We start from the raw sequence: 12,370 nt of genomic DNA on the forward strand, positions 1-12,370 counted from the left end.
TCCTTTCTTCGAAGCACACCATACACACCACCGCGATGGGTTCGTCGCAGTGGTTCGTGTACGTTCCGCCGTCAACTCCCCTCGGGTGGCCCTGCTCGGGCTCGGGAGACGGCAGCGAGTCCAGCGTACGCCGCCTCGACCTGGACGGTCGCCACGAGCCCCTCCAGGATGCACGCGGTGAGCTCCGTGTCGGAGGCCGCCGCGACGCGTGCGGCGAGGGCGCAGGGCCCCTCCGACGCCGCGACGGCACCGGAGGCTGCATCCGCAGCCGCGAGCGCCGCCGCGTCGGCTGCACCGGCCGCGCGCTGCGCCGTCACGGCCGCCCCGCCGACGGCGGCGAGCCCGAGAGACAGCCCGGCCGTGACGACGAGGACGCCGGCAGCCAGGGCCGAACCCGCCATCAGAGGCCGCCGCTCAGGGCACAGCTCGACGCGCGCATCGGCAGTGTGAGGACGCCGCCGATCGCGACGTCGACGCTCGCGGTGACGCAGACCAGTCCGCCGTCGTCGCGGCTGGCGACCCCCGCACCGGGAACAGCAGCGGTCACCGCTCCGGCCGCGGCTTCGGCCCCCTCTCCGCGGCCGAGGAGTCGTGCGGCGTCGGCTGCGGCATCCTGCAGCGACACCTGGCGCGCGGCGGCGCTCAGGGCTCCCGCACCGAGCAGGATAGTGAGGACGACCGCGGGCAGAGCGAGGGCGAGTTCGGCGGCGACGGATCCGCGATCACAGCCGGCGCCGAGGCGACGGCTCATCACGACACCGTCAACGACCGGCGCACCATGTCGGTGAGGATGCCGCGCACCTCGTCGGAGCGCAGGACGAAGATGAGTGCGCCCGCGAACGCGACGGCGGCCATCGTCGTGATGACGTACTCGGCGGTCGCGGCTCCGGTGTCGTCGCCGAACAGCTGCGCGGCGCGGCGACGGGTGAGAGGAGGGATGGTGGTCATGGTGTTCCTTTCTTTCTGTGTGGTCCCTGTCGTTCACAGGGACAGCGACGTCGTCGTGAGCACGCTCAGCAGCAGCGGCGCCACGCCGAGGAGCATGAAGGCGGGCAGAGAGCACACGCCCAGTGGGATCAGCAGCCTGGTGGACAGAGCCGCAGCGCGCAGCCGACCGGCGATCCGCGCCTGGTGACGATCCTGGGCGGCCGACGCCCGCAGCAGCTCGCCGGCCGGGACACCGGCGGCGCGCGACAGCGCGAGCACCGTGTCGATGCGGTCGCGACCGCCGTGGCGCGAGGCGGGACTCTCGGACACCAGCTTCAGTGCGCGCTCGACCGGGGCCCCGCCTGCCAGCGCCACTGCGACGAGTTCAGCCTCCATGCCCGGCGTCCCGGGTGCCGGCTTCGCCCGCTCGAGGAGCCGTTTCGTCCACGTGCGCGCGGCGAACATCAGCAGCAGACCAGCCGCGACGCACGCCGCGCCGATCGGAGTGCCGACGATCACGCCCACAGTGTCGAAGCCGAGGGCGAATCCGAGCAGGAGACCGGCCAGCGGCATGAGGAGCAGCAGCCTCGCGGTGCCGGCGGGCTCGGCGAGCGCGATCCGCACGTCGTCGGCGGCCGATGCCGCGTCGCGCAGCGTTTCCGCGATCATCCGCAGTACCTCGGCCAGCGGCGCCCCCACGGTCGTCGCGATCTCCCAGGCGGCGGCGAGATCCAGCCACGCCCCTCCCTCCGCCTCGATCGCCGCGACGAGCGGAGTGCCCTCATCCGTTCTCGCCACCACGGCGGCCGCATGCGCGTCGCCCGTCTCCGCCAAGTGCCTCCAGGCGACGAGCGGAACCGCTCCGGCCTGGAGCAGCACCGCGAGAGTCTGCACGGAGGTCGCGGCATCCGCCCCTGTGTCGACGGGGCGCCTGCGCCGCAGCCTCACCACGGGATGACCTCTTCGATGTCGAGACGATCATCTTTCATGATGAATCTCCCCGTCTGCGCGATGCGCCTGGCACCGCCCGGCGCCCTCGCCAGATGCAGGACGACCGTGAACGCGCTGACCGTCTGCCTCGCCAGGGCTGTGGCGTCCATCCCGGCGAGGGCGCCCAGCGCCTCCAATCGCGCGGGCACATCGCTCAGCCCGCTGGCGTGCAGGGTTCCCGCTCCACCGTCGTGCCCGGTGTTCAGAGCGGTGAGCAGCTCGCGCACCTCTTCGCCGCGGCACTCGCCGACCACGAGCCGGTCGGGGCGCATCCGCAGCGACTCCCGCACGAGCCTGGCGAGGCTGATACCGCCCGCCCCCTCGAGATTGGCCTGTCGCGCCTCGAGGGCGACGTGGTGAGGATGCCGAGGGCGGAGCTCCGCGACGTCTTCGATCGTCACGATCCGCTCCGTCTCCGGCACGGCGGCGAGCAGCGCGGACAGCAGCGTGGTCTTTCCGGTGCCGGTGCCTCCGGTGATGAGGATGTTGGCTCGTTCGTGGACGAGCCGCAGCAGCCACGCCTGCAGCCTGGCGTCGAAGGCGCCGAGCGCCGCGAGGGCGTCGAGATCGGCCGCACGCACACGAGGGATGCGGATCGACAGCGCCGTGCCCGACGTCGAGACGGGGGCGAGCACCGCGTGGACGCGGATGCCGGAGTCGAGGCGCACGTCGACGCAGGGCGCCTGGTCGTCGAGGTGCCTGCCCCCGAGCCCCACGAGCCCGACGGCGAGATCGCGGACCTCGCGTTCGGATGCCGCCCATCCTGGTGCGGCCTCCGCTCCCCGTCCGCGATCGACGAAGAGTCCGGACGCGCCGTTGACGAAGATGTCGGTGACCTCCTCGTCGACGCAGTACTCGACGAGCGGACCGAACCGCGGATCGACGACCAGCGGACCGGCAGGCGTGGACGCTGCGGCCGCACCGGACCGCTCGACGCCGCGTGGACGGATGATGAAGGGATCGCTCATGCCCCGACGCTAGGGCTGTCGTCGTGCTCGCAGATCGCCCGAGCGGCCGCATCCCCGGGAGCTGTGGACAACTGCTCCGAGCACGCATCGGTGCAGAGAAGACCACCTTGACGAGGGAGCGCTCCCAAACGAAGAAGGGCGGCACCTCGCGGGGGGAACGAGATGCCGCCCACGGCGGCACTCGATCGGGGGAATCTGGCACGCCAAGGCCGGAATGAGAATTCGGCTGTGGTCGAGTGTACGCAAGGCGACCGTCCTGACAAAACCAGGGCGAGTACCGACTTTCGGCAGTATGCGGTGCAGATGCGCGAGACTAGATTCTCGTTGACCTGAACGTGCCGCCCACCGCCTTGCCGTGCACGACAGCTTTGCCGCAAAGGAGCGCCTGCCGATGAGCAGCCAGATCGACCATCTTCTCGATGAGACCCGCCAGTTCCCGCCGTCCGAGGAGTTCGTGGCGCAGTCCATCTCCTCCCCCGCTCTGTACGAGAGCGCAGCGGCCGATCGCGAGGCGTTCTGGGCAGGACAATCGCGCGAGCTGCTGCACTGGCACACGCCGTTCACGCAGGTCCTGGACTGGTCGACGCCGCCGTTCGCGAAGTGGTTCGACGACGGCGAGCTCAACGTCGCCTACAACTGCCTCGACCGCCACGTGGAAGCGGGCAACGGAGACCGCGTCGCCCTGCACTGGGAGGGCGAGCCCGGCGACTCCCGGTCGATCACGTACGCGGAGCTGACCGACGAGGTCAAGCGCGTGGCGAACGTCCTGGAAGGGCTCGGCATCGGCCACGGCGACCGCGTCGCCATCTACCTCCCGATGATCCCCGAGGCGATCGCGGCGATGCTCGCGGTCGCCCGACTCGGCGCGATCCACTCCGTCGTCTTCGGCGGCTTCAGCGCCGACAGCCTCCGCTCCCGCATCGACGACGCCGGAGCCAAGCTCGTCATCACCGCAGACGGCGGCTACCGCAAGGGCAAGGTCTCCGCCCTGAAGCCCGCCGTCGACCAGGCCCTCGCCGACCGCGGCGACGGTGAGCAGCAGACCGTCGAGCACGTGCTCGTCGTCAAGCGCGGCGGCAACGACGTCGACTGGAACGACGACCGCGACATCTGGTGGCACGACGTCGTGCCTGCGGCATCCGCAGAGCACGAGGCCCAGGCCTTCCCCGCGGAGAACCCGCTGTTCATCCTCTACACGTCGGGGACCACCGGCAAGCCGAAGGGAATCCTGCACACGTCGGGCGGCTACCTGACCCAGGTCGCCTACTCGCACAAGTACGTGTTCGACCTGCACCCCGAGACCGACGTCTTCTGGTGCACCGCCGACATCGGCTGGATCACCGGGCACAGCTACGTGGCGTACGGCCCCCTCGCGAACGGCGCGACCCAGGTGCTGTACGAGGGCACGCCGGATGCTCCGCACCCGGGTCGCTGGTGGGAGATCATCGAGAAGCACAAGGTCTCGATCTTCTACACGGCGCCGACCGCCATCCGCTCCTTCATGAAGATCGGCCGCGCGATCCCCGCGAAGTTCGACCTGTCGTCGCTGCGTCTGCTCGGCTCGGTGGGCGAGCCCATCAACCCCGAGGCGTGGATGTGGTACCGCGAGGTGATCGGCGCCGGAACGACCCCCATCGTCGACACCTGGTGGCAGACCGAGACCGGCGCGATCATGGTGTCCGCCCTGCCAGGGGTGACCGCGACCAAGCCCGGTTCCGCCCAGGTTCCCCTGCCCGGCATCACGATCGACGTGGTCGACGAGTCGGGCGTCGAAGTCGGCAACGGCAACGGCGGCCTGCTGGTCATCACCGAACCGTGGCCCAGCATGCTCCGCGGCATCTGGGGCGACCCCGAGCGCTACCGCGAGACGTACTGGGAGAAGTTCGAGGACGAGGGGTACTACTTCGCCGGCGACGGCGCCCGCCTCGACGACGACGGAGACCTGTGGCTGCTCGGCCGGGTGGACGACGTGATGAACGTGTCGGGTCACCGCCTCTCCACCGCAGAGATCGAGTCGTCCCTTGTGGCGCACGAGGCCACGGCGGAGGCCGCTGTCGTCGGCGCGTCGGACGAGACCACCGGCCAGGCCGTCGTCGCCTTCGTCATCATCAAGGAGAGCTACCTCGCCGCGCACGATCCTGCGGGTCTCGCCCAGCAGCTGCGGCTGTGGGTCGGCGAGCAGATCGGCGCGATCGCCCGCCCGCGCGACGTCTACATCGTCGGCGAACTCCCCAAGACGCGCTCGGGGAAGATCATGCGCCGCCTGCTGCGTGACGTCGCGGAGGGTCGCGAGGTCGGCGACACCACGACGCTGGCCGACACCGCGGTCATGAGCATCATCTCCGCGCAGGTGAAGTAAACCGAACGGAAAGAGAACGCCCCTCCTGAAAGCTCAGGAGGGGCGTTCTCGTTCTGTCAGGATGCCGGATGCCGTCAGGCGAGGATGAAGACGACCTCGACCTCGACGGGGCTGTCCAGGGGCAGCACCGGGACGCCCACCGCTGCACGCGCGTGGCGGCCGGCCTCGCCGAAGATCTCGCCCAGCACCTCGCTCGCGCCGTTGATGACGCCGGGCTGGCCGGTGAACTCCGGAGTGGAGGCGACGAAGCCGCCGAGCTTCAGCACGCCGGCGATGCGGTCGACGCCGCCCGCAGCATCCGCGGCGGCCGCGAGCGCGTTCAGCGCGCACGTGCGCGCATAGAGGTTCGCGTCTTCGGCGGTGACCTCGGCGCCGACCTTTCCGGTCGTCGGCAGCGCCCCGCCCGAGAAAGGCAGCTGACCCGAGGTGTAGACGAGACCCGCGTGCACCACGGCGGGGACGTACGACGCGACGGGTGCCGCGACGGCGGGGAGCTCGATGCCGAGCTCGGCGAGACGGGCGGAGACGGTCATGCCGCGCCTCCTTCGAACTGGCGGGCAGCCTCGGCCGCGGCGGCCAGACCGGCGTTCGCAGAGGCGTCCGCCGTCACCGGGCGCTTGAGGTAGGCGACGAGCCCTCCCTCAGGCCCCTGCACGACCTGCACGAGCTCCCAGCCCTGCTTGCCCCAGTTGTTCAGGATCGCCGCCGTGTTGTGGATCAGCAGCGGCGTGGTCAGGTACTCCCACGTGGTCATGGCACTCCTCGTTCTGACGGCATCCGTGCCGTATCGCGTCAAAGGCGGTATTCAGGGAACTCCCCTACGATCAAGCGTATGCCCCAACAGAATCGCACGGTGAAGAGCGTGCTCGGCGGCCTCCTCGGGCTCGTCGGACTCAGCGTCGTAGCCGGCCTCCTCGTCACGGCCAGCGCCACCCCCGTCCTCGCAATGACGGGCATCACCGGTTCCAAGGCCCTCACCCTCTTCGAGGATCTCCCCGAGAACCTCAAGGTCAACGCCCCCATGGAGCAGTCGACCATCTACGCGACAGGCACAGACGGCGCGCCGTTCGCGCTGGCTTCGTTCTACGAGCAGAACCGCGTCCCCGTCACTTACGACCAGATTGCACCGGTGATGTTCGATGCCATCCTCTCCAGTGAGGACAAGAACTTCTATAACCACGGAGGGGTGAACCTCGGGGCCACCATCAAGGCCGCGTTCGGCAACGTCGTCGGCTCCACCGACCGCGGCGCTTCGACCATCACGCAGCAGTACGTGAAGAACGTGCAGATCCAGGAATGCGAACAGAAGGTCGACCCGGCTGCGACGGACTACCAGGATCAAGTCCAGCAGTGCTGGCTCAACTACGCGGTCGCCTCCGGCAGCGAGGGCATCGAGCGCAAGCTGCGCGAGATGCGCTACGCCCTGCAGATCGAGAAGGACTACTCGAAGAACGACATCCTGCTCGGTTACCTGAACATCTCCAGCTTCGGCGGACAGGTCTACGGCATCGAGGCCGCCGCGAACCGCTACTTCTCGAAGTCGGCCGCGAACCTCACCGTCGCAGAGGCGGCGACCATCGCCGGCATGGTGCAGGAACCCAACACGCTCCGCATCGACATCCCGGCCGGAACCTACACGACGAAGAGCGACGGCGTCGCGCACAACAGCGAGGCAGACGGCTATAAGGACACGCTGACGCGACGCAACTACGTGCTCGAGCGCATGCTCATCGACGGCAAGATCACGAAGGCCCAGTACGACGAGGCCTACGCAACGCCCATCACGCCGGCCATCAAAACGACCACCCAGGGCTGCGGCACCGCAGGGTCCAACGCCTACTTCTGCCAGTACGTGAAGTCGATCATCGAAAGCGACCCCGCGTTCGGCGACTCCCCGGAGGACCGCCGTGCCAACCTCCGGCGCGGCGGCATGCAGATCTACACGACGCTGGACATGCGCATCCAGGGTCCGGCCGCAGAAGCAATGGCCGCCAACGTACCGCCGAACTTCGACAATCAGTACCTCGGCGCAGCAGGAATCTCGGTCGAGGTGGGCACCGGACGAGTGCTCGCACTGACTCAGAACACCACGTTCAGCGAGACCATCCAAGGCGATCAGGCGTACAGCTCGCTCGTCTACGCCACTGACAAGGCGCATGGCGGCTCGAACGGTTTCTCGGTCGGCTCGACGTACAAGCTGTTCACCCTGATCGACTGGCTCGAGCAGGGGCACTCGGTCAGGGAGTCCGTCAACGGGACGAACCGACTGTTCACGAAGATGAAGTGCGATGGTTCGCCCGTGCCGTTCGGCAGCAAGAAGATCGGCAACTCCGGCAACGTCAGCGGCGGCCCCGGCACCCCCCTGAGCTTTACCGCCGCCTCGCTGAACAGCGGTTTCCTCGCGATGGCGGAGAAGCTCGACCTCTGCGACATCAACAAGGTCGCCGACCGCATGGGCGTGACGCTCGCGAACGGCGGAAAGACCACAGATGAGAACGTCCCCTACGACGTGCTCGGCTCCAAGTACATTTCGCCGCTCGCCATGGCCGGCGCCTACGCGACGGTCGCGAGCGGCGGCACCTATTGCACGCCGCGCGCCATCGATCGCATCGTCGATGCCGAGGGCAAAGAGATGACCCTGCCGAGCTCGACCTGCACACCCGGGACCATCACCCCCGAAGTCGCCGCCACTGCTGCATTCGCTCTCCAGGGCCCCATGCGCAGCGGAGGAACAGGAACCGCAGGCAACCCGAACGACGGCACTCCGTTGATCGGCAAGACCGGAACGCACGAGACCTGGGGAACGATGATGATCGAGTCCAGCACCAAGGTCACCACCGCGGTCTGGGTGGGGCGCAGTGACGGACAGGCCAATATCACCCGCGCCAGCTACAACGGCACGACGTTGAATCGTCTGCGCTTCCCCATCGCACGTGCCATGCAGGGGGCGGCCAACGCCGTGTATCACGGCGACGCCTTCCCCAAGCCCGATGACAAGCTCACCCGCCAGGTGCAGAGTGACATCCCGAATGTCGTGGGCAAATCGATCGAGGAGGCCACCGCGATCCTCGACGAGGCGGGATTCACGGTCTCGGTCGGCGCCGCCGTGGACAGCGATCTGCCGGCGAACGTCGTCGCCGCGCAGAACCCCTCCGGTCAGGCCGCGACGGGCACCCCCATCACGCTCTCCCCGAGCAACGGCCAAGGCGCGACCGTGCCGGCGGCGGTGATCGGGCAATCGAGATCGGATGCGCAGAATACGCTGTTCGGCGCCGGATTCAGCGCCGTGGCGTTCGACAACAGCTGCAACCCGCCCAATGCGAAGGTGACGAGCACCAACCCCGCAGCGGGCACCGCGGCCAACAAGAGCGCGACGATCCAGGTCTCGTGCCAGTGACATCATCTCGCACGGTCCACCCGGCCCTCATCGCGCTCGGCGCGGTGGGGGCCGCTGGCGCTGCCGCCGCGGTCTGGGGCATCGGCATCGAGCGCTACCTCTTCACGGTGCGGGAGGCGACGGCATCCGCGCTCGCTCCGGGCTCCGCTCCGCTGCGCGTGCTGCACATCTCCGATGCGCACATGGCGCCCTGGCAGCACCGCAAGCAGGACTGGCTGGCGTCACTCGCCCAGCTGAAGCCCGACCTCATCGTGAACACGGGCGACAATCTCGGGCACCGGGACGGACTCGACGGCATCCGCCGTGCGTTCGAGCCGTTCGCGGGCATCCCCGGCGTCTTCGTGCACGGCTCGAACGACGTCACGGAGCCCTCCCCGCGCAATCCGTTCCGATACTTCATGGGCCCCTCAAAGAAGCACCAGAAGTCGCCGTTGCTCGACACCGCGGCGATGGATCGCTTCTTCGCCGACGAGCTCGGCTGGACCGATCTGAACAACGCCGCCGCACGCCTGACCGTCGCCGGCGAGACCGTCGACCTCTTCGGCGTGAGCGACGCGCACCGCGACTGGGACCGCCTCGATGTGCTCCCCGACGCGATAGGCGCCCTCGGCCCGAGGGATGCCGGAACCTCGGTTCTCGGCGTGACGCACGCGCCCTACCAGCGCGTGCTCAACGGCTTCACCGACCTCGGCGCCGATGCGATCTTCGGCGGACACACGCACGGCGGTCAGGTGTGCCTCCCCGGCTTCGGCGCGCTGGTCGCGAACTGCGACATCCCGCTGAAGCAGGCGAAGGGCCTGAGCACGTGGACGCACGACCACCGCACCGTGCCGCTGAACGTCAGCGCCGGCTGCGGCCACTCGATCTACGCCCCCGTGCGCTTCGCATGCAGGCCTGAGGCGACGCTGCTGACGCTGACGGCTCGTCAAGGCGCGTGAACGCAGGGCATGTCACGATCCACCCCGTCGATTCGATCGCCCCGATTCGCCGTTTCCGCTCCTTCTCTTGTAGACTCGGAGGGTTGCAAAACGGGGTGTGGCGCAGCTTGGTAGCGCGCTTCGTTCGGGACGAAGAGGTCGCAGGTTCAAATCCTGTCACCCCGACCAGTAACACCGGAAGGCCGCCCTCAGGGGCGGCCTTCTCTGTACGGCACACACGCGAGGGGGAACGCACGTGAGTACACGACGGCGCCGCATCGCGCGCATCACGACCCTCGTGATCGGCATCCCCTTCCTCGCCCTCATCGGGTTCCTGGCGCTCACTCCCCGCCGTGTGGAGCAGTCGATCCCGAACGTGCTCGACCTGGTCCTCGGCGCCGTCCACCGGTTGGGCTGGACCTCGCTCGACTTCACGACCCTCGAGGTCGCAGCCAACGTCCTGGTGTTCATCCCCGTGGGGATCGTCGCGTACGTGTTCCTCCCCAGACGCGCGCGCTGGCTCGCCCTCGCCGTCGGCCCCGCAGCATCCATCGCCATCGAGCTCACACAGCTCCTCGCCCTGCCGAACCGCGACCCGTCGATCAACGACGTCATCGCGAACTCGATCGGCGCCACGATCGGCGTCGCGCTCTGCCTGCTGAGCAGCTGGGCGTTCCCGTCACGCGTCTCCGCACGCCCGTCTACCCTGGAAGCATCATGACCTCGCCTGCCCTCGTCGCCTTCGACCTCGATGACACGCTCGCACCGTCGAAGGGCGCCATCAGCCCTCGCATCGCCGACCTCCTCCTCGCGCTGCTGCGCCGCGTCGACGTCGCCATCATCTCCGGCGGCAACGAAGAGCAGTTCCGCAGCCAGGTGATCGCCCAGCTTGTCGATGCGGATGCCGCCGACCTCGCGCGCCTGCACCTGCTGCCCACGTGCGGCACCCGCTACCTGCGCTACGACGGCACCGGCTTCACCGCCGCCTACGCGCACGACCTCACCGACGACGAGAAGTCCGCCGCGCTGACGGCGCTGCGCGAGGAGGCCGAACGGTTGAGCCTGTGGGAGCCGGAGCCGTGGGGCGAGATCCTGGAGGACCGCGGCTCACAGATCACCTTCTCCGCCCTCGGGCAGAAGGCCCCGCGCGACGCCAAGCACGACTGGGACCCCAGCGGCGCGAAGCGCCTCGCCCTGCGCGACGCCGTGGCCGCCCGCCTGCCCGGACTGGAGGTGCGCGCCGGCGGCTCGACCTCGATTGACATCACCCGCGCGGGCATCGACAAGGCCTACGGGATGCTGCAGCTCGTCGAGCACACCGGCATCCCCCTGGCCGCCATGCTCTTCTACGGTGACCGCCTCGACGAGGGCGGCAACGACTACCCCGTGCTGGCCCTCGGCGTGCCGTCCGTGGCCGTCGACGGCTGGGAGGACACGGCCGACAAGCTCGACGCGCTGCTGTCGACGCTCTGAGGACGAGCGTCAGCGACAGCGCGTGTCATCTCGCGCCGGTCGCTCGACGACCGGTGACGGTCAGCGAGCGTTCGCCTCGACGGCTGCGCGGGAGACAGGCACCAGGCGAGTGAGCTGCGTGACGTGCGCGGGCTCCAGCTCTGCGAGCGACGAGACGCCGAGCAGCCGCATGGTCCGCTCGATCTCGCTGCGCAGGATCGCGATCGTGCGATCGACACCGGCGCGACCTCCCGCCATCAGACCGTAGAGGTAGGCGCGCCCGATGAGCGTGAAGTCGGCCCCCAGCGCCACGGAAGCGACGATATCGGCGCCGTTCATGATGCCGGTGTCGACCATGACCGTGAAGTCGTCGCCCACGGCCTCGCGCACCGACGGCAGCAGGTGGAACGGGATCGGCGCGCGGTCGAGCTGGCGACCGCCGTGGTTCGAGAGCACGATGCCGTCGACGCCCGCTTCCTTCAGCCGCACGGAGTCCTCGACGTTCTGCACGCCCTTGATGACGATCCGGCCGGGCCACAGGTCGCGGATCACGGCGAGGTCTTCGTAACTGATCGTCGGGTCCATCGCCGCGTCCAGCAGCTCGCCGACGGTGCCGCCCGTGGTGCTGAGCGAGGCGAACTCGAGCTTGGGGGTCGTGAGGAAGTCGTACCACCACCACGGACGCGGGATCGCGTTGACGATGGTGCCGAGGGTCAGCTGCGGCGGAATGCTGAAGCCGTTGCGCTTGTCACGCAGACGAGCGCCCGCGACAGGGGTGTCGACCGTGAAGTGCAGGGTGTCGAAGCCGGCTGCCGCGGCCCGGCGGGTGAGCTCGTAGGAGATCTCGCGGTCGCGCATCACGTACAACTGGAACCAGTTGCGCCCGTGCGGATTCGCCGCCTTGACGCCCTCGATCGACGTCGTGCCGAGGGTCGACAGCGTGAACGGGATTCCCGCCGCGGCAGCCGCACCGGCGCCCGCGATCTCGCCCTCGGTCTGCATCAGACGCGTGAACCCGGTCGGCGCGATGCCGAAGGGAAGCGCCGAGGGGCCGCCGAGGATGTCGACGGACGTGTCGACGTCGGGTGCGGGACGAAGGATGCCGGGGTGGAACTCGACGTCCTGGAAAGCCTGGCGCGCGCGGGAGAGCGACAACTCCCCCTCCGCCGCGCCGTCCGTGTAGTCGAAGGCGGCCTTGGGCGTGCGCCGCTTCGCGATCGTGCGCAGATCGTCGATGGTGAGCGCGGCGTCGAGCCGCCGCTTCTTCCCGTTCAACTCGGGCTTCTTGAACTTCATCAGTTCGAGCAGCTCCACAGGGTTGGGGACCTGGCGCTGGACCATGGTGCTCCTTCAGTCGGGG

13 protein-coding genes and 1 tRNA gene are annotated in these 12,370 nt (G+C 69.0%); 6 read left to right on the plus strand and 8 right to left on the minus strand.

The window, feature by feature from the left end; translation table 11 throughout:
* Nucleotides 1-71 precede the first annotated feature (71 nt).
* Genes ACFY5A_RS00530 through ACFY5A_RS00550 form a run of 5 tightly spaced genes read right to left on the minus strand, consistent with a single transcriptional unit; the run spans nucleotide 72 to nucleotide 2,885 of the window.
* On the minus strand, nucleotides 72-401 hold the full coding sequence (locus ACFY5A_RS00530; protein ID WP_387231178.1) for a helicase: 330 nt from the start codon (nucleotides 399-401) through the stop codon (nucleotides 72-74).
* Entirely contained in the window at nucleotides 401-751 is a 351-nt protein-coding gene (locus ACFY5A_RS00535; RefSeq protein WP_387231180.1) for a TadE family type IV pilus minor pilin, read from the minus strand. The genes ACFY5A_RS00530 and ACFY5A_RS00535 overlap by 1 nt, the downstream gene beginning before the upstream one ends.
* Entirely contained in the window at nucleotides 751-948 is a 198-nt protein-coding gene (locus ACFY5A_RS00540) for a DUF4244 domain-containing protein (protein WP_105674079.1), read from the minus strand. Before ACFY5A_RS00540 ends, ACFY5A_RS00535 begins: the two co-directional genes overlap by 1 nt.
* A 33-nt stretch (nucleotides 949-981) precedes the next feature.
* Nucleotides 982-1,878 carry a type II secretion system F family protein gene (locus tag ACFY5A_RS00545; RefSeq protein ID WP_387231182.1) on the minus strand — a complete coding sequence of 299 codons (897 nt, stop codon included), beginning with the start codon at nucleotides 1,876-1,878 and terminating at the stop codon, nucleotides 982-984.
* Nucleotides 1,872-2,885, minus strand: a complete 1,014-nt coding sequence (locus ACFY5A_RS00550) for a TadA family conjugal transfer-associated ATPase (protein ID WP_341941517.1) — start codon at nucleotides 2,883-2,885, stop codon at nucleotides 1,872-1,874. Before ACFY5A_RS00550 ends, ACFY5A_RS00545 begins: the two co-directional genes overlap by 7 nt.
* Nucleotides 2,886-3,276: 391 nt before the next feature.
* On the opposite strand from ACFY5A_RS00550, the gene acs reads away from it, so the two are divergent.
* Complete coding sequence (gene acs / locus ACFY5A_RS00555; RefSeq protein WP_223586030.1) at nucleotides 3,277-5,244, plus strand: acetate--CoA ligase; 1,968 nt, start codon at nucleotides 3,277-3,279, stop codon at nucleotides 5,242-5,244.
* A 74-nt stretch (nucleotides 5,245-5,318) separates the two neighbouring features.
* On the opposite strand, the gene ACFY5A_RS00560 is transcribed toward acs, so the two are convergent.
* Both ACFY5A_RS00560 and ACFY5A_RS00565 read right to left on the minus strand, forming a co-directional pair.
* Entirely contained in the window at nucleotides 5,319-5,777 is a 459-nt protein-coding gene (locus ACFY5A_RS00560; RefSeq protein ID WP_341941515.1) for a RidA family protein, read from the minus strand.
* Nucleotides 5,774-5,998, minus strand: coding sequence for a hypothetical protein (locus ACFY5A_RS00565; protein WP_105674089.1), 225 nt, complete (start codon nucleotides 5,996-5,998; stop codon nucleotides 5,774-5,776). Before ACFY5A_RS00565 ends, ACFY5A_RS00560 begins: the two co-directional genes overlap by 4 nt.
* A gap of 78 nt (nucleotides 5,999-6,076) precedes the next feature.
* Here ACFY5A_RS00565 and ACFY5A_RS00570 point away from each other — a divergent pair, with 78 nt between their 5' ends.
* The 5 genes from ACFY5A_RS00570 (at nucleotide 6,077) to ACFY5A_RS00590 (ending at nucleotide 11,031) form a co-directional block, all read left to right on the plus strand.
* Nucleotides 6,077-8,641, plus strand: a complete 2,565-nt coding sequence (locus ACFY5A_RS00570) for a transglycosylase domain-containing protein (RefSeq protein ID WP_341941514.1) — start codon at nucleotides 6,077-6,079, stop codon at nucleotides 8,639-8,641.
* Nucleotides 8,638-9,579: a metallophosphoesterase gene (locus ACFY5A_RS00575; RefSeq protein ID WP_387231185.1), complete on the plus strand. Its 942-nt coding sequence runs from the start codon at nucleotides 8,638-8,640 to the stop codon at nucleotides 9,577-9,579. Before ACFY5A_RS00570 ends, ACFY5A_RS00575 begins: the two co-directional genes overlap by 4 nt.
* Before the next feature lie 91 nt (nucleotides 9,580-9,670).
* Nucleotides 9,671-9,747, plus strand: a tRNA-Pro gene (locus tag ACFY5A_RS00580).
* A 67-nt stretch (nucleotides 9,748-9,814) separates the two neighbouring features.
* A complete protein-coding gene (locus ACFY5A_RS00585) occupies nucleotides 9,815-10,279 on the plus strand; it encodes a VanZ family protein (RefSeq protein WP_223586029.1) in 465 nt (154 codons plus the stop codon).
* Nucleotides 10,276-11,031 carry an HAD-IIB family hydrolase gene (locus tag ACFY5A_RS00590; RefSeq protein ID WP_387231187.1) on the plus strand — a complete coding sequence of 252 codons (756 nt, stop codon included), beginning with the start codon at nucleotides 10,276-10,278 and terminating at the stop codon, nucleotides 11,029-11,031. Before ACFY5A_RS00585 ends, ACFY5A_RS00590 begins: the two co-directional genes overlap by 4 nt.
* 60 nt (nucleotides 11,032-11,091) lie before the next feature.
* On the opposite strand, the gene ACFY5A_RS00595 is transcribed toward ACFY5A_RS00590, so the two are convergent.
* Entirely contained in the window at nucleotides 11,092-12,351 is a 1,260-nt protein-coding gene (locus tag ACFY5A_RS00595; protein ID WP_387231189.1) for an alpha-hydroxy-acid oxidizing protein, read from the minus strand.
* Nucleotides 12,352-12,370: the final 19 nt, after the last annotated feature.

The organism is Microbacterium sp. NPDC012755, from assembly GCF_042901325.1.
Lineage (GTDB): Bacteria > Actinomycetota > Actinomycetes > Actinomycetales > Microbacteriaceae > Microbacterium > Microbacterium natoriense.

Bases quoted from the DNA above. Each gene is read 5' to 3' on its own strand.
- ACFY5A_RS00550 (WP_341941517.1), bottom strand. From the start codon at position 2,885: ATGAGCGATCCCTTCATCATCCGTCCACGCGGCGTCGAGCGGTCCGGT.
- ACFY5A_RS00590 (WP_387231187.1), top strand. From the start codon at position 10,276: ATGACCTCGCCTGCCCTCGTCGCCTTCGACCTCGATGACACGCTCGCA.
- ACFY5A_RS00535 (WP_387231180.1), bottom strand. From the start codon at position 751: ATGAGCCGTCGCCTCGGCGCCGGCTGTGATCGCGGATCCGTCGCCGCC.
- ACFY5A_RS00530 (WP_387231178.1), bottom strand. From the start codon at position 401: ATGGCGGGTTCGGCCCTGGCTGCCGGCGTCCTCGTCGTCACGGCCGGG.
- ACFY5A_RS00570 (WP_341941514.1), top strand. From the start codon at position 6,077: ATGCCCCAACAGAATCGCACGGTGAAGAGCGTGCTCGGCGGCCTCCTC.
- acs (WP_223586030.1), top strand. From the start codon at position 3,277: ATGAGCAGCCAGATCGACCATCTTCTCGATGAGACCCGCCAGTTCCCG.
- ACFY5A_RS00595 (WP_387231189.1), bottom strand. From the start codon at position 12,351: ATGGTCCAGCGCCAGGTCCCCAACCCTGTGGAGCTGCTCGAACTGATG.
- ACFY5A_RS00540 (WP_105674079.1), bottom strand. From the start codon at position 948: ATGACCACCATCCCTCCTCTCACCCGTCGCCGCGCCGCGCAGCTGTTC.
- ACFY5A_RS00560 (WP_341941515.1), bottom strand. From the start codon at position 5,777: ATGACCGTCTCCGCCCGTCTCGCCGAGCTCGGCATCGAGCTCCCCGCC.
- ACFY5A_RS00565 (WP_105674089.1), bottom strand. From the start codon at position 5,998: ATGACCACGTGGGAGTACCTGACCACGCCGCTGCTGATCCACAACACG.